This is a genomic window from Sphingopyxis sp. GW821-FHT02C12, assembly GCF_059421785.1.
The window spans coordinates 1946138-1963060 of record NZ_JBWKVQ010000001.1 but is presented as its reverse complement, the minus strand read 5'-3'; the positions used below and the strand labels follow the sequence as shown (position 1 = coordinate 1963060).

The following is a 16923-nucleotide window of genomic DNA, read 5'->3' as shown; positions in this document are numbered from 1 at the left end:
TGCGTGGAAAATGTTGGCACATCGTGCGACACGTCAATGCCAAAAATATGCGCTAGGCCATTGAAAATATGGCGCGCCCGGCAGGAAGGCGCTAAAACTTATAAAATCACCTATTTATCATGATTTTAGAGATACGGACGCGAAGAAATTAGGACCAAATATAGGACCAAGTTTCGACCTTTCATCGGGCGTTCGATTGTCGTCCCTAGGCGACCACCGCTCCCTCCAAACGACAAGTCGCGTTCGCCGCCTGATTGTTAATCAGGCCCATATTGATGTTGCGGAATGTTCGGCTCGTCCGGGCCTCCACAATCTCATAAAGCACGCGCCTCTTTACGTCAGTCGTCGTGCCGGAGGCGCCCTTGCTCTCGCATACGATCTGAAAGTCTTTCAAATGGGAGAGACTGTCATTGCGGATTGCGGCGTCAATCACCAGCACGCTGCCAAGTCCTTCCTTGCGCGGGCGAAGCACTTCAATCGACGCTCCGTCCTCCGGGCGTTCGTAGGTGTGGCGCTGGACCTGCATCTGCGCCTTCCGCACCTCCTCCGCGTATGCCTTGTTGGCAGGGGCCAACGCGGCGATTTCCTTCCAAAAAGTGAGACGTGCTTCGTAGTCCCCTGCTCCTAGGGTCTCCATAGCGGCCTTCATATCCTTGATCTTGCTGCCGTTCCGCACTTCCAATTGACGCTGCTCGGCAACGGTCAATGACACTGCGGCGGGCGTTTCCGCATTTACCGATCCCTGCTTGCTCGCGCGCTGTTCCGGCTGGTTCGTCAGCAGGACTGTCAACCCGATCAGCACGACTGCAATTACCAAGCCCCAGCCGCAGCCCTTGGAAATCATGTCAGACGAAGTCGATGGCTGAATGATTGGGTTTGGCTTGGGATCAGAGGGAGCAGGCAATGGGGCCTCCATTTAGCGATGTTCACGATAGTGAACAAAGCTAGCTGCTCGCTCGCTCGGAGCAAATCCAAAATGTCTACTATCGGGCGTGTAAATCGCGATCATTATGTCGCCTATGATCTACGATGGATGTGCGCACCCTTTTCGGAAAGAATGTGAGGGCACTCCGTAAAGCCGCTGGCCACACCCAAGACGAGTTCGCGGATTTGGCTGGCGTCGCGAGAAGTTACATGTCGGGCATCGAGAACGGAAAGCGGGCGCCCACGATTGTCGTCGTGGCGAAAATCGCACGGGCATTGAATGTTCCCATCCCGTTGCTGTTTCAGCCTCCGGGCAAACCCGCAGCCCATTGATGTCGCGGACCATAAACCCGCCACCGCGCCGACGACCGACGCCATACCAGCTATTTATGGCAAGGCACCCGGAGTTCGCGGCCGAGATCACAGCCGCGCGGCACTTCAAAGATCGAGCCTTTAACAAGCTGGCAAACCTTTCAGCCGTTAAACAGCGTGATCGAGTGCGGATGCTTCTCCGGGATCGGCGGTTGCACCGGCTCTATGCGTTTGCCGCGATGCAGCGATCAAACGCGTTGCAAGGCGCAACGGTAGACGACGTTACAAATCTTGCCTCCCGATGGAACCCGTTTGTCCGGCACCATGAGCCGGTGCAAATATTTGGCGTTCCGGGGCACTCCGCGCCAAGACTTGTCGTCAGTTTCAGACCGCTTCGCCGAATGCACCAGCTAATGATGGCTGACATGCTAAAGACCCTACATCCTCCCGGACCAGAGCAGTTTCTGTTCAACCGGGGGATGCCGTCAGCCCTCGCGGCTGTCGAAGCGGCCATATGTCGAGATGGATTTGATTTTGTGTGCGAAGTGGACATCGTCCAGTTCTACCAAAGCATCCGCCTTGACGGACTGGCCGAACTCCTGCGGCCGGTGCCCTCGTCTATTGTGACAAACGTCATATGGGACAACGGCATTCGTCGCATGGTCGACGACGATGCGACCTCATGGTCCTATCGTAATCCTTCCCTTAGCGGTTTGGTGGGGCTTGCAGCAGGTGCCGCCACATCTCCCATCGTCGGGGAACGGGTTGTCAGGCAAATGATCGCGAATGTGCGAGACGTGCGGCTGGTAACCTACGCCGACAATATTTTCGTCCTTGGACGAAATGCGGGCGATGTCGAAGCGTGTTTAGAACACCTGTCTAGCGTAGCCGAAAGGCTCGAAACCGGACCGCTAAGGCTAAGGGTTGGTGACATTCACAGGCTTAGTGGAGCGCCCCGGTTCTTATCGTGCTCGCCCTTCACCTTCCTACACCACGACGGCTATTTGGCTCCCGATAGAGGCAGCGTTGAATGGCGGCCCGATCCACGGAAAATGGATGAGTTCCGCATCGCGCACGACGATGTGGCAATTAGCGAAGAAACGATCTCTCGAATGGAGAGCAAGGTTTCGCACTGGCGACGGGCCTATCCGGGGTGGGCCGAAGGAGATGGCTTTGCGGCCGAGCAGTTGGCCGCCTTAGCGGCCCGACGCTTCTATCAATCTGCCAGTGCACCAAATCTTACAAAGGCAGCGCACGCCCTGATGGTCGCCGCCTGCATGCGGCAAGTGATGCCTTTGGAGGAACTGGCTCCAGCCGGTCTAAATGCCAACGAAAACGAACGGCGGGATCAACTGATTGGGGAAACTCAGCGCCTTCTTGCGGGAGTTCCGCTCCGAGACCGACGAGCAACATCCATCTAGCGGCCATCGAGCCTGAGCCTCACCTCGTCAAAGATTGGCTAGCCATTACCCAACCCTTCGATGGCGGAAAACACGTCAGCACAGGCTGCGACAGCCAGTGCTTTATCGCGGGACAATTCAAAAAGCCGTAGCTGACCAACCCAGCCAGCCGCACCCGGCGCTTGCATGATCCGCGCTCGCCACTCCTCGGGCCGTTGGAACCGCCGGTGAACGTAAAAATGGCATGAGCGGCAAATGGGTCGACTGGTGAGGGGCCGGAAATAGATTTCGGTATGCCATTGAGGCGCATCAGGAACCCAGCATAGGCCGCAAGGTTGCCTGGCACCCAACAGCCCTAAGTCTTCGGCGATACGGACCTTCTGCCAACCGGTCACCCGTTCACGCCCGGTCGCGCCGTTATATAATCTGGGAATGGGCCATCCCCATCGCGGAATGCGGCATCCATTCGCGATGGCGCGATCCACCTCGCGCTCCATCAGGACGTCCTGCGGCGCCTCACTGTCAAACTGGATGGTCATGATGCACGAAGCGCAATCTTGATCTGATCGACAATCGCGCCTGCGCAATACAACCCGTTGCAAATCTGCTCGGCTATTATAAGCAGCATTTCGCTCGGCTGGTCTGCCGTCCGCCCTTCCAAGGTTATGGCGTGGAGGTCTTCAAGGCTGGAACCTAGTTTCGCAAAAAGTTCTATTGGGTCCGTCATGCCCGCTCCTCCGCCAACAGCCTGTATACTGACGCACGGGACACCCTCAGGCGATTGGCGATCTCTGGGGGAGACAGCCCCTCCTCGGCCAACTGGCGCATCTCTGGCAGCCTCCGGCGTGCGGTCGGCGCTCTCCCCTTGTAACGCCCCTCGCGCTTTGCCTTTTCTATGCCTTCGCGCTGACGAGAGAGCATGAGTTCCCGCTCGAACTGGGCTAATGCGCCAAACATCGTAAGCATCAGGCGTCCCGTGGGCGATTTTGTATCCACCGCTGCACCGCCGAAATCCAGAATACGAAGACCGACGCCCTTTGCTTCCAGCAGATCGATGATCCGCAGCAAATCCGACGTTGATCGGGCGAGCCGATCTAGCCGCGCAACAATAAGGGCATCCCCGTCTCGCACGAAATCTAGAGCAGCTTCCAACTGCGGGCGCTCAGCAACCGAGGAGGTTTGTTCGTGGAACACTTTTTCGCATTGGGCCGCCGCCAGCATCCGCAGTTGAGCCTCAAGCCCAGCGATCTGATCGGTAGTCGAAGTTCGTCCATAACCGACAAGCATATGATTTCCCTTTTCTTTCAAGGAAAACCCTACCCTCCAGCGCGGTGTGGTCGAGGATAATCGAAGCGTGCACGCGACGCCATATTTTGGCTCTGGGCTATTTTAGGACAATCTCGTCCACGAGAAAATCAGAGCATCAATCTAGGGTCTGGAGATCATTGCAACCTGTCCAACACAGTGCAAACCGACCGTTATGAGACCTGCCCGGATCAGCCTTGCCTGTCTCCCATGGGGAAGCCCCAGCGCGAAACCGACCGGTAGTGTGGTCCATCCTTTCGTGAATGTTCGCTTTTCATCCCCACCCGCTTGCCCTATCCATCCACCAGCGTCGTTGTAGCGGGGGAAGAGCGTGGTGATGTTCGATTTTCCGGACAAAAGTGATGCCCCGGCATCCCCGCACTCACAACCCCTCGGGCCAGCGTCGGATAGTCAAGGTGTGCCGGTGAACGACGGAAAGCCAAAATATTACGTAAAGCGACGCTCCACTGCGCTTGCGCAGAGCAGTTCGGTGCTGTCGGGCGATGAGGATACTGTGTTTGAGGGCAAACCCGCGAAGCGGCGGATGAGAGCGGCTCAACTATCTGAAGCAACGGCGAAGCGAGAAGGTTTCGGCGATCTCGTCGAAATCTCCAATCCCGTTCGGTCGCAAAATGACATCATCCTCAATCGCGACAGCCTGTTTACACTTTTGGGCATCGCGAACGAGTTTCGGCGTGGAGATGAAATCAGGCGGCATGGGTTGCGTGTGCGGTCAAAGATGCTGTTCTGCGGGCCGCCGGGGTGCGGAAAGACGCTTTGCGCACAGGTAGTCGCGGCGGAACTTCAGATACCCCTTGTAGTGGTTCGCCTCGACGCCGTTATTGCCTCTCATCTCGGCGAAACCGCTGGCAATTTGCGGAAGGTATTCGACGCCGCACGCACGCGCTCGATGGTCCTTTTCTTGGACGAGTTTGATGCTCTTGCTCGGGCACGAAACGATGCCAATGAGCATAACGAAATTCGCCGCGTTGTGAACAGCCTGCTTATGATGATAGACAGGTTCGATGGTAACAGCATCCTAATAGCAGCTACCAATCTCGAACATACGGTTGATCGGGCAATCTGGCGTCGATTTGACGAAGTAGTAGTTTTTGACAAGCCGACGACCGCGCAGATAAGACAGCTTTTGCGAATTAAAACGAAAAACTTTCCGGCTGATTTCGATATCACTTCCTATGCGGATCGGTTCACAGGTATGTCTTTTGCTCAAATTGAACGAACGGTGATCAGCGCAATTCGATCTTCAATTTTGCGCCACCGATCATCAATCGCAGAAGATGTATTCAAATCTGTATTGGAACATGAAGTCCGCCGCGCAAAAGTCGAGAGCGCAGTCTTGCGGTAAATATTCTAAAGGCGTCGGGGGAGGCACAATCAGAAATGGCGAAACATGCGCACTTGGCGTTCAAGCGCCTTGAGGGCGAACTTGAACGCCGGAAGCAACCCGGCTTTGGCGGCGGCCCCGCAAGAGAGCCGCAAACGCATGGGCCGAAAATATCATCGCAGGTCGAGGCTGTTCTTGAAGCGTATCAAGCGGCTCCAGCCGTCGATGGAGTGGACCCTTCGCTCATTTTGCGCATCGAAATTTCTGGGTTTGTGGACGAAAACGAATGGGCGAAGATGGGGTTGGTTATCCTGTCTGAAGACACCGACAAGACATTATTGCTGTTTGCATCTGATAAGGAGTTACAGCAATTCCGCGCAAAAATTGAAGCATACCAGGGCGAGCTACCTTTAGGCCAAAAATCGCCGAGATATGCAGGGCTTATCGAAGCGATTGAGAATGTTGGCACAGCGGGGCCAGACGATAGAATTGGAGACAGCCTTTCCTCTATAGGTATAATTAAGCCCTCGGACTTTTCCAGTGACGAAACCTATGTACTAGACGTTGAACTTTTTCACCCAGCCGACGACATGCAGGCTCAAATTTTCGTTTACCGGCTTGAGCAGGCTTTAAAGGCCGCTAATGGGACGATCTTGAACACCTATGTAGGGAAAAACCTGCTTCTTTCCCGGATCGAAGCGACTGGCGATGCCGTCAATCAAATACTGGAGCTACCCGAAGTTTCTTCTATCGAACTTCCGCCCCAGCCTGACTTACAGTTCGATGACATAGGTGAGATAACAGCCGCCGAGATTGCCAGCGGCTCAGCGCCTGATGCTCAAGCTGTGGCGATTGGCGTCATAGATAGCGGAGTGAACTTCGGGCATCCGCTATTGGCTTATGTGATGCGGGGTAGCTTGGTTGGCGAGCCGTCTTGGCCTGATGCTGATGAGGCTGGTCATGGGACATCGGTAGCCTCCATGGCTGCATATGGTGACGTCTCATCGCGAACACAGGAAGACAACTTCGACGCACCCTTCTGGATTGCAAGTGCCCGTGTCGTGGATAAGGAGGGGCGCTTTCCTAAAGCAGTGACGGTTCCAGAAATAATGGACCAAACCATCAGGTCGTTGCATAACGACCACGGGTGTCGAATATTCAATATCTCTCTCGGAGATCCCAAGCTGATCTATTCTGGCGGCCGAGCCGGAATTTGGGCGTCAACCCTTGATGACTTGTCACGCGAACTCGACGTCGTGATTGTGGTTTCCACCGGCAACCAAAGAAATCTCACCAGTCAGTTGGGGGAGGATATTCTCAAGGAATATCCAGCATATCTTTTGGGACCTGCCTCAAGGCTGCTTGATCCTGCTACAGCGGCAATAGCCCTGACGGTCGGGTCGGTAGCGCATGCGAATGGCTTAGAGAGTGAAGACGAAGAACTTGTCGGCGTGCGTCCGATTTGCGGCGCGGATCAACCTAGCCCCTTCACGCGTGCGGGTCCGGGCATCCGTGGTATGATTAAACCCGATCTAGTCGACTATGGCGGCAACGCTGTTTGGGACGGCCCGACAAAGTCGATTGTAAACGGCGGACAGAAGTCCTCGGCGGGCGTGTGGACATTTCACCATGAGCCTGTGGATCGCCTGTTCCGATCCCGCTCTGGCACGTCCTTTTCCGCACCTATTGTAGCGCATAAAGCAGCAATCATTTTGGAGCAGTATCCTGACGCACCAGCCAATATGGTGCGTTCATTGTTGGCACTGTCAGGTGAAATTACGGCACCGACAGCTAAGGCGCTTCTACCCTATGGCGCTCAAGCGCCCCTCATGCTCTGCGGAAACGGCATCGCCAACGTCGATAACGCTGTAGGGTCAGATGATAGCCGCGTGATATTTTATGCCAATGATGAAATCGAACCCGATCATTTTGCTGTCTTTGAATTGCCGGTGCCAAATGTATTCCAGACCACCAAAGGCACTCGCGAAATTAAAGTTGCGCTGGCCTTTGACCCACCTGTCCGTCGAACTAGGGCTGACTATCTAGGGCTTACAATGGGGTGGCGCCTGATCCGAGGAACGAGCCAGAAGGACGTATTCGACAAGTTCCGGAAATGGGAAAAAGCCGAAGGGGAGCCTCCAGAGTTTCCGGCGAAGTATCAGTGTACAACCGTTCCCGGCCCGCAATTGCGCGAGAAGGGGACACTTCAGTGTGCTTCGTTCACTGCGCAGAGAAACATGTCGGAGTATGGCGATACATATTACGTGGCGGTCTGGTGCCGCCGAAGATGGGCGCCCGCATCTATCAAATCTCAACGGTTTTCGATTGCTGCGCAACTTCGTCATAGCGCTGACATTCAACTCTATCAGGCTTTAACGTTGCCTATCGTCCTGAAGGCGTAGGTTCGGCTCATACACTGGCAAGCCTATCCATCACGCGCAGCCAACACGACGCCGGGATATGTTACCCCCGTAAGTGCTTCGGCTAACTTCGTGAGTGAATATTTTGTCCCATAGTTCTTCGAGACCCCTGCACTCCATCGACCAGTGATCGCGTTTCCTACCGGCGTGTCGTGTAGATCGATACGCTTAAGAGCATCCTCGAAGGAGTGGCGAAGGCTATGAAAGGACAGATTAGTTCCTACTAGTTCTAGCCTGCGGATTTCGCGGGAGAACCATTTCGACGTTCCGTCGCCCCACTTCCCAAGCTGATGACGCTTCACATCTGGAAATAGCATTGCGCGCCCCGCAGCCTTCGCAGCTTCAACAAATTTCCAGAAGCCTAGGCGGATTAGTTCTGGGTGGACCGGCACCCTCCTGCTTTTACCGTTCTTCATTGCTCGGTCGCCGGGACGATGGCGGAAATCGAAGTACGCAATGTTATCCTCGACCATCATTTCATCTACTCGCTGACCGCAGATTTCCGTCAGCCGAGCGCCGGAAAACAAGGAAATGAGAGGCGCCCAATAGCGAGACGGACGCGCGGAGATCTCATAGACCGGGTCATTCCATGGCCTTGCAGCGAACAATGTTTGTATCTGTTCAACGGTAAACGCATCACGCTTATCTTCGGGGCGGACCGGGTCAGGCACCTCAATGTCGGCCATTGGATTTCCAGAGATCCATGCTTGGTCTCGGCCGTATCGAATGATCGCGCCCAGCTTGTTTAGGTGGCTGTTCACTGTAGCAGGGCTAATCGGAGCAAGGCCCAATTCACCGGAAATGCGGATCACCTCTGCAAGCGACTTGTCCGCGAGCATGGGTATCTTACGATAGTTGGCGGGAACGAGCCTCAACTGATCCCGGACCCGAACGCAAAAATCGTGATCTATTGACGCTAACTCAGTATCGCGCCCACAAACCTCTTCGATGACGCGGAATATAATGATGTAGTTCTTCGATGTGGAAGCAGACCACCGCAGGCTCCTCGCCGCTTTGTACCGCTCCAAAAGATCGCCCAGATTGTTGGGAGCGGTCGATTTGGCGGGAGGGTCTTTGCCGTACAACGGGTCGCTGTCTGGGTCGATGGTCAAATAACCTTGGAGAGTTCGGAGTTCATTTTTATATGCTTGAAGTCGCGCGCGCAGCATGAGCCTGCAAAGTCGTTCATAGTGGGCTGACGACTTATCAATTGTCCAACCCTGACTTTCGCAAAGTCCATCGACATCCAACGACATCATCTGCCATTGGTCCGCATCATATGCGTCGGCAAAATTATCGATCATGGCTATGAAACCTTGCGCCCGTTGCTTTCTGCTAGTTGCGGCGCTCCCATCAGGTGAAACATTTTTCCCGCGCAGGTTCGACACGATGCGCTGAAAATGAACGTAGCACGCGGCCTCCATTTCCTCGTGGGAAGGGCCGATGCCCTGAATGGCAGACGATCCTGCAACCTCGGTTGGCAAGCCGCGCGCGGCGTTAATGGCGTCCTTGAACGTCGCGACCGTGCGATAATACTCCTTCTTCGCGGTTGCGTGGTCGCGCCCAAACGACTTCTTCAATTCGCCCTTGCCCAGAGCAGCGCGGAGGGCGCTTGGCACCTGCACGCGCACGACTAGGCTTCGACCGACCTCGTATAAATAGTCGTATCCCGGAACACGTTTTTTGCCGCCCAATGCGCCTCCCCTTAGGACCAACATTAGGACCAAGTGGTGCGCGAATGTCAAAGGTTTCCGAACAGACTGCGCAAAATCGCGCCTGTCTAGGAAAATGGCGCGCCCGGCAGGATTCGAACCTGCGACCACCCGCTTAGAAGGCGGGTGCTCTATCCAGCTGAGCTACGGGCGCATGCACAGAGGCTGTGGATCGCGCGAATAGCGCGGTTTGCGCGGGGCGCAAAGCAGGATAAGCAAGACGGCGATGACCGACACCGCCCAGCCCGCACACGCGCCCGCCCGCACCAATGCCGCCGCCGTGCGGCATTTCCGTTATTACGACCTAGTGATGGCCGCCTTCGTCGCGATCCTGCTGCTGTCGAACATCATCGGGGCGTCGAAACTGGCCGAGGTCGGACCGCTGACATTCGGCGCCGGCATCCTGTTCTTTCCGCTCGGTTACGTCATCGGCGACGTGCTGACCGAGGTTTATGGCTATGCCCGCGCGCGGCGGGTGATCTGGACCGGTTTTGCCGCGCTGGTGTTCATGGCGGTGATGAGTTGGGTCGTGCTCGCGATGCCGCCGGCGGCCGACTGGTGGTGCCAGGGAACCGAGACACTCGCGGTGAAGGGCGATGCCGGCGCGAGCAGCGGCGCATTGTGCCAGGCCACTTATGTCAGCACCTTCGGCAACGCCTGGCGGCTGGTCGTCGCGTCGATCGTCGCCTTCTGGGCGGGCGAATTCGTCAACAGCTTCGTCCTCGCGCGGATGAAGATCGCGACCGAGGGCAAGCATCTGTGGATGCGCACGATCGGATCGACCGTCGTCGGCCAGGGCGTCGATAGTCTGATCTTTTACCCCGTCGCCTTCCTCGGCATCTGGACCACCGAGCAGGTGGTGCTGGTGATGGTGACCAACTGGGCGATGAAGGTCGCGTGGGAAGCGGTGCTGACCCCGGTGACTTACGTGGTCGTCGGCGCGCTCAAGCGCCGCGAAGGGGTCGACATCTTCGACGAGGGCACCGATTTCAGCCCGTTCAAGGCCAAGGTCTGAGCCGATGTTCGCCGAAGCGTCCTTCCTCTACCAGCAGTTCAAACTGGTGCTGATCGACGGCAGCGGCCTGAGCAAGGACGCGCTGCACATCTATGCCGGCATGGGGGTCTATCTGATCGTCCGCGCCGGGCTGCAGCGTCCGGCCTGGATGGCTTGGGCCGCGGTGGTCGCGGTCGCGCTGGCGGGCGAATGGCTCGACGTGCAGGGCGAATATATCCGCGGGCTGCTCACCCCCGAACCCGGCCATTGGCACGATATCTGGAACACCGCCTTCTGGCCGACGGCGCTGGCGCTGATCGAACGCTGGTGGCCGCGGCGCGAAGCCGCAGCGCCCGAGGCGTCAGGCGAGAACGCCGAGCGCGGCCTCGAACAGGCGTAGCCCGTCGGTGCCGCCGTGCGCGCGGTCGATCGCGCGTTCGGGGTGCGGCATCATGCCGAGCACATTGCCCGCATCGTTGAGCACGCCCGCGATATTGCGCGCCGAGCCATTGACGCTGTCGGCATAGCGGAAGGCGACGCGGCCCTCTCCCTCGATCCGGTCGAGCGTGTCGGCGTCGGCGAAATAATTGCCGTCGTGATGCGCGACGGGGATGTCGATCGCCTCATCGGCCTTGTAGCCAGCGGTGAACAGCGACTGGCTGTTCGCGACGGTCAGCGGCACGGTGCGGCAGACGAAGTTGAGTCCGGCGTTGCGCATCAGCGCGCCGGGCAGCAACTGCGCCTCGGTCAGCACCTGGAAGCCGTTGCACACGCCGAGCACCGGCACTCCGCGCGCCGCGGCGGCGGTCACTGCGGCAAGGATCGGCGAGCGCGCCGCCATCGCACCCGAGCGCAGATAATCGCCATAGGAAAAGCCGCCGGGCAGCGCGATGAAGTCGATGCCATCGGGCAGTTCGGTGTCGCGGTGCCACACCATCGCGGGCACCTTGCCGGTGACGGTTTCGAGCGCGACCGCCATGTCGCGATCGCAGTTGGAGCCGGGAAAGACGATGACGGCGGTCTTCATGGCTCTGCTTCCCTTCAGGCGCGCTGGATGCGGTAGTTTTCGATCACGGTGTTCGCGAGCAGCTTGGCGCACATCGCGTCGAGATCGGCATCGCTGACGCTGTCGGCGACTTCGAGTTCGATGAAGCGCCCGGCGCGGACATCGTCGACCCCGGCGAAACCCAAGCCTTCGAGCGCATGGTGGATCGCCTTGCCCTGCGGATCGAGCACCCCGGGTTTCAGCGTCACATAGACCTGGACTTTCATGGGGCGGACCTTTGCTGCGGAGGGCGGGGAAGATGGGCGCGCCTATGCCCGCGAATCACTTGGCGGGCAAGGGTCGGCACCCAAGAAAATACCGCTCTTCGGAATGCGAACCACTCGCAACTTTCCTGTTGCGAGTCCGTCGCACTATCCCTATCTGAGTCTTGTTGAGAAGGATTCGCACATGGTCGTCTGTGTCTGCAACGCAATAAGGGAAAGCCAGCTGCGCGACGTCGTGCGGAATGGCGAAGTGCGGTGCGCCAAGGCCGCCTATGCGCAACTGGGTCGCAAACCCAAGTGCGGCCAATGCCTGCCTTTCGCTCGCAATATCATCAGCGACGTCGCCGCGACCGCCTGATTTTTCTAGGTTTTCTGCCATTTTTGACCTTGGCCTGATGGGGTCCGGGGGCGTATAATGCCGCCATCCCATTCCCAGGACAAAAAGACAGGACGACACATGAAGGGCGACGAAAAGGTCATCGATTTCCTCAACGAGGCGCTGAAGAACGAGCTGACCGCGATCAACCAGTACTGGCTGCACTATCGCATGCTCGACAATTGGGGCGTCGCGAAGCTCGCGCATTTCGAGCGTGAGGAATCGATCGACGAGATGAAGCACGCCGACAAGCTGGCCGATCGCGTGCTGTTCCTCGGCGGCCTGCCCAATTTCCAGATGCTCGGCCGCCTGCGCGTCGGCGAGACGGTCGAAGAGATTCTCAAGGCCGACCTCGCGCTCGAGGAGGAAGCGATCCCGCTGCTCAAGGACGCCATCGCGCATAGCGAGAGCGTGCGCGACTATGTCAGCCGCGACCTGTTCGCCGACATCCTCGAAAGCGAAGAGCATCATGTCGACGAGCTCGAAAAGCAGTTCGAGATGATCGAGCGCATGGGAATCGAAAATTACATCCAGCTGCAATCGAAGTCGGTCGGCGACGATTGATCCGAATCATCGCCCCCGCGAAGGCGGGGGCCGCGACCGGTTTACGCAGCGACGCTGGGGAAGGCCGAGAATGCCCCCCGCCTTCGCGGGAGCGACGAGATACCAAAAACCCCGGTTTTTCGAGGCGCCTGCGGGCGCCTCTTTTTTCGCTTGTACTTGCGAGTAATTCTCAATAGCAAGGTGGGGCAGTCCCCTCCTGCCGGTCGCTGCTCCTGCAGCGGCCGGCGGCTTTTTCAAGGATCCGGCCCGGGACCTGCGCCAATCGACCGGACCGATCGGGAAAGGGACGCGCCATGGAATCGAGCCTGCTGATCCGACAACTGACCGAACAGCCGCTGGTCCGTGACCTGCCGGTCGACGCCGCGCAGGCGGTGCTCGCGCTGCGATACTGCATCCTCTGCCGCCGCAGCGAGCGCGACCCGATGCCCGAGCTCGAGCGGCGCTGGGGCAATATCCTCGCGGCGCGGCGCTTTCGGCTGGTGGTCGAGGCGATCGGCCACAGCTGGCCCGACCCCTTTGCCGTCGCCCCGCCCTGCTGCCCGCGCGTCAGCTTCGACGAGAGCCTGCTCGCCGCGATGGTCGGCGCCGCGAGCCGCCGCGACCGCGCGCGGTTCGATATGCTGACCGGCGAAATGCTGGGCAGCGACGCGCGCGAGATGATTTTCGTAGCGCTGGAGAATTTCCTGCGCGCGAGGGCGCCCGGGCGGGTTTAGGTCCGCTAGCCCCTGGGGCTCAACCTGGATTTCCCTGCTCGCTGTACAGCGGCAATCCCTCATCCAGTTTCCGGAACTCCCCAATCAGGAGTATGCCCGGTACGTCGACCGCCATTCTGACGTCGGCTTCCTTCCCCATCGATTTCGGATAGGCATTGCCGTCGAAACGCATCGCCCGTTCATAGCCGGGCTGAATACCGCCGCCCTGCGTCCACGATCCAAACACCGGCCGGCCGTTGTGACGCTCGCCGAGCAGGCGGACCGGCCCCCAGCTGATGGACACATCGCCGATCTCGCGCAGCCGCCCGCCGGATGCATCCCACACCAACAGGTTGCATCCGCCCGTTCCGCAAAAATGGCGCCCGAAGAGCCATGCGACGATCATCTCGTTGCAGGGCAGCTTGACCGCCCAGAAACGAGCGGTCTGATCACGCGGCGAATTGGGCAGTGAGCGCTCTGCCATAGCGCGAAGCGCACGAGCCACCGGCTCGGCGGCGACCGCGTCGGTAATCGCCTCCGGTTTTTCCGTGGCAAGATCGCAATGGGCGTGGCGATCCACAATCTTCGGCGGCTCCAGCTTTGGTTTGCCGCACGCAGCGAGCAACGCGGTGAACGCAGCGACGAGCAGAATTGCGCCGCCGCGAATCCCTAGCTCCCAGCTCACTTCCCCGCCTTGTCGCTCACCGCCTTGATCACCAGCGCCTTGTCGTCGGTCAGGTAGCGTTTCGCCAGCGCCTGCAACTCGGCAGGCGTCGCCGCTTCCACATCGGCGATGCTCTTGCGGCTGCGGTCGAGGCGGGCTTCCTTGCTCGTTGCGGCCGCGACATACGGCAGCCAATAGCCGTTCTCGCGCCGCGCCTTGGTCATCGCCTCGAGCATCGGCTTGCGCGCGCGATCGAGCAGGTCGGCGTCGACCGGGGTGTCGCGCAATTCCTTCGCGATGGCGAAGATCGCGGCGCGGGTGGTCGCGAGGTCCTTGTAGTCGACATTGCTCGCCGCGAAGAGATGGCCATAGCCGGGGAAGTCGTCCGACAGGCTGGCGCCGGCGCCGGGGCTGTAGCTTTCGCCCAGCTTCTCGCGCAGTTCCTCGGTCAGTTTGAGCTGCATCACGCGCGACAGCAGTTGCAGCTGCATCGCCTCGGCGAGGTCGCTGTCGTCGCGCGCGGACCAATAGACGCGCAGCTCGGCCTGTTCGGCGGGGCCCTTGTGGATCAGCGTGCGTTCGCCGCGGTCCTTGGCGAACTCGCGGACGCGCGCCTCGGGCCGCGGGTCGAAGGCCGGGCGGCGTTCGGGCAGCGCGCCGAAGGTCGAGGCGATCGCGTCGATCGCCGCCGCTTCGTCGATGTCGCCGACGACGCCGATCTCTATCGCGCCATGCTCCATGCTGTCGGCGATCGCGGGCTTGAGGCTGGCCCAGTCGAGCGCCAGCATCGTGTCGAGCGGCGGGGTGACAGCACGCGGGTCGTTGTTGGCGAGGATGCCGCCGGCGTCGCGGCCGAGCACCGCGCCGGGGGTCGCGTCATTCGCGGCATATTGCTGCGGCAGGAAGCGGCGGATCAGCGCGAGGCCGTCGGGGCGATAGCCCGGGTGGGTGAGGAAGGCGGCCATCAGCTGCGCCTGCAGTTTGAAATCCTCGGGCGAGGTGCGCGCGCTGCCGCCGAAGCTGTCGGTGGCGCTGCCGACGCTCGAACTCACCGTCTTACCGGCGAGGATGGTGCTGAGTTCGTCGCGGCTGTGCGCCTCGAGCCCGCCGAGGCTGATCGACCCCGCGAGTGCGACGCGCGTCGGGTCGGCCTTTGTCGCGAGCAGGCTGCCGCCGTCGATGCGCAGCGACAGGAACACCGTGTCCTTCTGGAAATCGGTTGTCTTGATGTTGAGCATGACATTGTTGGCGAAACGGATGCGGCGGATGCCGAGGTCCTCGATCCGCTGGTCGCTGACGATCTTTCCGGGGGTGCCGAAGTCGGTGTAGGCGAAGGCGGCGCTCGTCGCGGCGGCGGGCGCGGCGACCGCCACCTGCTGCGACGACTTGAGCGCGGCGAGGATCGCATCGGTGCCGCCCTCGACCGGGGTCTTCGACGTCACGCGGACGAGCGGCGCGCCGAGGCCCGCGAGCCGTTGCTGGAAGGCGGCGCTCACCGCGGCGGCATCGAGCGACGGGGCAGCAGCGTCGAACAGCGCCTGTGAAACCTCGGGCCGCGAAACGACGAAATCGCCCTTCGCCGCCTCGACCAGCACGTCGGCGAGATTCTCGCTGCGCCGGGTGTCGACCCCGGCGACGGCATTTTTCAGCGCGGTGCGACGGTTGGCGAGCTGTTCGTCGACCTCGGCCTGGGTGAAGCCATGCTGGGCGGCGCGGCGCCATTCCTGTTCGACCAGCGCCTGCGCCTCGCGCCAGGAACCCTGTTTCGCGGTGGCGCCGATCGTGACCTGGTCGAACACGTCCCAGCCGTTCGAATCGCCGAAATAACCATTGAGGATCGGCGAATCCTCGGCGAGCGCGAGCTTCGCGAGACGGCGCGAGACGATCGCTTCGCCGATCCCCTCGGCCAGGTCTTTGGCGCGCTTGGCTTTGGTGTCGGGCAGTTTCACCCACGGCTTGAACGCGGTGATCGTCACCCCATCGGCGATCGCGGGGTCGACGAAATCGTCGGCGGCCGAGGCTCGGCTATAATCAATCGTGCCGATATCGGGATCGGCGCCAGCGGGGCCGCGGCCCTTCCAGTCGGCAAAGCGCGCCTTGATCTTCGCCTCGATCGCCGCGGGATCGAAATCGCCGACCATCACCAGCGTCGCGCGCTCGGGGCGGTAATAGCGGTCATAGAGGTCGCGGATGCGCGCGGCGGGGGCGCCCCGGATCACCTCCTCGGTACCGACCGGAATGCGGTTCGGCGCGCTCATGCCCTTCATCTGGAAATCGAGCTGGTCGATCAGGCTGCGCAGCTGATAGGTGTCGCGCGCGCGGCGTTCGGACAGGATGATGCCGCGTTCGCGGTCGACCGCCGCGGGGTCGATCTTCAATTCGCTCGCGGTCTCGCGCATCAGCATCAGCCCGGTGTCGACCAGGTCGTCGGACGCATTGGGCAGGTCGAGCTGGTACACCGTCTGGTCGAAGCCGGTCGAGGCATTGGTGTCGGCGCCGAACGCCAGCCCCTTGCGTTCGAGCAGCTTGATCATCTCGCCCTCGGGCACGTTGGTCGAGCCGTTGAACGCCATATGTTCGAGGAAATGGGCGAGGCCGCGCTGATCGTCGGCTTCGGCAAAGCTGCCGACGTCGAAGCGCAAACGCAGCGAGACGCTGTCCTTGGGCGTGCTGTTCTTCAGCAGCGCATATTTCATCCCGTTGGGCAGCACCCCGAAGACGATGTTGGGGTCGACGGGCACGTCGCTGGCCGCGAAGTTCCACGCCCGCGCGGCATCGCCCTGCGGGTTGGTGGTGGCCGCGGCGGGCGCCGGCGCGGCGACGGGTTCGCGCGCCAGCAACGACGCAGGGCCGGCGAAAGCGAGAGCGGTAGCGAGGACGATGGGCGACAGCGCGGCTGAAGCGCGCAACAGGGGTCGGAAGGTCATGCTGCCTGTCTGGGCGTGC

Annotated in this window: 17 protein-coding genes and 1 tRNA gene; 9 read left to right on the top strand and 9 right to left on the bottom strand. The window is 60.0% G+C overall.

Features of this window, described 5'->3' with window-relative positions; all coding sequences use genetic code 11:
- Positions 1 to 205: 205 nt before the first annotated feature.
- Positions 206 to 844: a hypothetical protein gene (locus AC07U1_RS09400; RefSeq protein WP_495176715.1), complete on the bottom strand. Its 639-nt coding sequence runs from the start codon at positions 842 to 844 to the stop codon at positions 206 to 208.
- 185 nt (positions 845 to 1029) lie between these two features.
- Between AC07U1_RS09400 and AC07U1_RS09395 the strand changes: the two genes are divergently transcribed.
- Together AC07U1_RS09395 and AC07U1_RS09390 are read left to right on the top strand one after the other, a co-directional pair.
- Positions 1030 to 1257: a helix-turn-helix domain-containing protein gene (locus AC07U1_RS09395; RefSeq protein WP_495176716.1), complete on the top strand. Its 228-nt coding sequence runs from the start codon at positions 1030 to 1032 to the stop codon at positions 1255 to 1257.
- Positions 1257 to 2657, top strand: coding sequence for a reverse transcriptase domain-containing protein (locus tag AC07U1_RS09390; protein WP_495197733.1), 1401 nt, complete (start codon positions 1257 to 1259; stop codon positions 2655 to 2657). The genes AC07U1_RS09395 and AC07U1_RS09390 overlap by 1 nt, the downstream gene beginning before the upstream one ends.
- A gap of 38 nt (positions 2658 to 2695) precedes the next feature.
- On the opposite strand, the gene AC07U1_RS09385 is transcribed toward AC07U1_RS09390, so the two are convergent.
- Positions 2696 to 3175, bottom strand: a complete 480-nt coding sequence (locus AC07U1_RS09385) for a hypothetical protein (RefSeq protein WP_495176717.1) — start codon at positions 3173 to 3175, stop codon at positions 2696 to 2698.
- 184 nt (positions 3176 to 3359) lie between these two features.
- The gene (locus AC07U1_RS09380; RefSeq protein WP_495176718.1) at positions 3360 to 3923 is read right to left on the bottom strand and encodes a recombinase family protein; all 564 of its coding nucleotides are present in this window, start codon (positions 3921 to 3923) and stop codon (positions 3360 to 3362) included.
- A 355-nt stretch (positions 3924 to 4278) separates the two neighbouring features.
- Here AC07U1_RS09380 and AC07U1_RS09375 point away from each other — a divergent pair, with 355 nt between their 5' ends.
- Together AC07U1_RS09375 and AC07U1_RS09370 are read left to right on the top strand one after the other, a co-directional pair.
- Complete coding sequence (locus tag AC07U1_RS09375; RefSeq protein WP_495176719.1) at positions 4279 to 5307, top strand: AAA family ATPase; 1029 nt, start codon at positions 4279 to 4281, stop codon at positions 5305 to 5307.
- 35 nt (positions 5308 to 5342) lie between these two features.
- Positions 5343 to 7688, top strand: a complete 2346-nt coding sequence (locus AC07U1_RS09370; protein WP_495176720.1) for a S8 family peptidase — start codon at positions 5343 to 5345, stop codon at positions 7686 to 7688.
- A gap of 23 nt (positions 7689 to 7711) precedes the next feature.
- Here the strand turns inward: AC07U1_RS09370 and AC07U1_RS09365 are convergent, their stop codons facing one another.
- Both AC07U1_RS09365 and AC07U1_RS09360 read right to left on the bottom strand, forming a co-directional pair.
- Positions 7712 to 9400: a DUF6538 domain-containing protein gene (locus tag AC07U1_RS09365; RefSeq protein WP_495176721.1), complete on the bottom strand. Its 1689-nt coding sequence runs from the start codon at positions 9398 to 9400 to the stop codon at positions 7712 to 7714.
- 95 nt (positions 9401 to 9495) lie between these two features.
- Positions 9496 to 9572, bottom strand: a tRNA-Arg gene (locus AC07U1_RS09360).
- Between the two features lie 72 nt (positions 9573 to 9644).
- On the opposite strand from AC07U1_RS09360, the gene AC07U1_RS09355 reads away from it, so the two are divergent.
- Both AC07U1_RS09355 and AC07U1_RS09350 read left to right on the top strand, forming a co-directional pair.
- Positions 9645 to 10433, top strand: coding sequence for a queuosine precursor transporter (locus AC07U1_RS09355; protein ID WP_187140591.1), 789 nt, complete (start codon positions 9645 to 9647; stop codon positions 10431 to 10433).
- 4 nt (positions 10434 to 10437) lie between these two features.
- Positions 10438 to 10812 carry a hypothetical protein gene (locus AC07U1_RS09350; protein ID WP_495176722.1) on the top strand — a complete coding sequence of 125 codons (375 nt, stop codon included), beginning with the start codon at positions 10438 to 10440 and terminating at the stop codon, positions 10810 to 10812.
- Here the strand turns inward: AC07U1_RS09350 and purQ are convergent.
- Positions 10774 to 11439 carry a phosphoribosylformylglycinamidine synthase subunit PurQ gene (purQ, locus tag AC07U1_RS09345; protein WP_495176723.1) on the bottom strand — a complete coding sequence of 222 codons (666 nt, stop codon included), beginning with the start codon at positions 11437 to 11439 and terminating at the stop codon, positions 10774 to 10776. The two genes, AC07U1_RS09350 and purQ, sit on opposite strands and share 39 nt — an antisense overlap.
- A 14-nt stretch (positions 11440 to 11453) precedes the next feature.
- Positions 11454 to 11684, bottom strand: coding sequence for a phosphoribosylformylglycinamidine synthase subunit PurS (gene purS, locus AC07U1_RS09340; protein WP_056346005.1), 231 nt, complete (start codon positions 11682 to 11684; stop codon positions 11454 to 11456).
- A gap of 181 nt (positions 11685 to 11865) precedes the next feature.
- Between purS and AC07U1_RS09335 the strand changes: the two genes are divergently transcribed.
- The 3 genes from AC07U1_RS09335 (at position 11866) to AC07U1_RS09325 (ending at position 13334) form a co-directional block, all read left to right on the top strand.
- Positions 11866 to 12039, top strand: coding sequence for a (2Fe-2S)-binding protein (locus AC07U1_RS09335; RefSeq protein WP_495177469.1), 174 nt, complete (start codon positions 11866 to 11868; stop codon positions 12037 to 12039).
- Positions 12040 to 12138: 99 nt separating this feature from the next.
- Positions 12139 to 12621 carry a bacterioferritin gene (gene bfr / locus AC07U1_RS09330; protein ID WP_056346002.1) on the top strand — a complete coding sequence of 161 codons (483 nt, stop codon included), beginning with the start codon at positions 12139 to 12141 and terminating at the stop codon, positions 12619 to 12621.
- Positions 12622 to 12914: 293 nt separating this feature from the next.
- A complete protein-coding gene (locus AC07U1_RS09325; RefSeq protein ID WP_495176724.1) occupies positions 12915 to 13334 on the top strand; it encodes an addiction module antidote protein in 420 nt (139 codons plus the stop codon).
- 19 nt (positions 13335 to 13353) lie between these two features.
- Here the strand turns inward: AC07U1_RS09325 and AC07U1_RS09320 are convergent, their stop codons facing one another.
- Positions 13354 to 13998 (bottom strand): hypothetical protein, encoded by a 645-nt coding sequence (locus tag AC07U1_RS09320; RefSeq protein ID WP_492737014.1) that lies wholly within the window; start codon positions 13996 to 13998, stop codon positions 13354 to 13356.
- Positions 13995 to 16904, bottom strand: a complete 2910-nt coding sequence (locus AC07U1_RS09315; RefSeq protein ID WP_495176725.1) for a M16 family metallopeptidase — start codon at positions 16902 to 16904, stop codon at positions 13995 to 13997. The genes AC07U1_RS09320 and AC07U1_RS09315 overlap by 4 nt, the downstream gene beginning before the upstream one ends.
- Between the last annotated feature and the right edge of the window lie 19 nt (positions 16905 to 16923).

Coding starts and splice junctions, on each gene's coding strand:
- AC07U1_RS09370 (WP_495176720.1), top strand. CDS start 5,343: ATGGCGAAACATGCGCACTTGGCGTTCAAGCGCCTTGAGGGCGAACTT.
- AC07U1_RS09380 (WP_495176718.1), bottom strand. CDS start 3,923: ATGCTTGTCGGTTATGGACGAACTTCGACTACCGATCAGATCGCTGGG.
- AC07U1_RS09390 (WP_495197733.1), top strand. CDS start 1,257: ATGTCGCGGACCATAAACCCGCCACCGCGCCGACGACCGACGCCATAC.
- AC07U1_RS09315 (WP_495176725.1), bottom strand. CDS start 16,904: ATGACCTTCCGACCCCTGTTGCGCGCTTCAGCCGCGCTGTCGCCCATC.
- AC07U1_RS09355 (WP_187140591.1), top strand. CDS start 9,645: ATGACCGACACCGCCCAGCCCGCACACGCGCCCGCCCGCACCAATGCC.
- AC07U1_RS09325 (WP_495176724.1), top strand. CDS start 12,915: ATGGAATCGAGCCTGCTGATCCGACAACTGACCGAACAGCCGCTGGTC.
- AC07U1_RS09350 (WP_495176722.1), top strand. CDS start 10,438: ATGTTCGCCGAAGCGTCCTTCCTCTACCAGCAGTTCAAACTGGTGCTG.
- AC07U1_RS09385 (WP_495176717.1), bottom strand. CDS start 3,175: ATGACCATCCAGTTTGACAGTGAGGCGCCGCAGGACGTCCTGATGGAG.
- AC07U1_RS09335 (WP_495177469.1), top strand. CDS start 11,866: ATGGTCGTCTGTGTCTGCAACGCAATAAGGGAAAGCCAGCTGCGCGAC.
- AC07U1_RS09395 (WP_495176716.1), top strand. CDS start 1,030: ATGGATGTGCGCACCCTTTTCGGAAAGAATGTGAGGGCACTCCGTAAA.
- bfr (WP_056346002.1), top strand. CDS start 12,139: ATGAAGGGCGACGAAAAGGTCATCGATTTCCTCAACGAGGCGCTGAAG.
- AC07U1_RS09400 (WP_495176715.1), bottom strand. CDS start 844: ATGATTTCCAAGGGCTGCGGCTGGGGCTTGGTAATTGCAGTCGTGCTG.
- AC07U1_RS09375 (WP_495176719.1), top strand. CDS start 4,279: ATGTTCGATTTTCCGGACAAAAGTGATGCCCCGGCATCCCCGCACTCA.
- purS (WP_056346005.1), bottom strand. CDS start 11,684: ATGAAAGTCCAGGTCTATGTGACGCTGAAACCCGGGGTGCTCGATCCG.
- purQ (WP_495176723.1), bottom strand. CDS start 11,439: ATGAAGACCGCCGTCATCGTCTTTCCCGGCTCCAACTGCGATCGCGAC.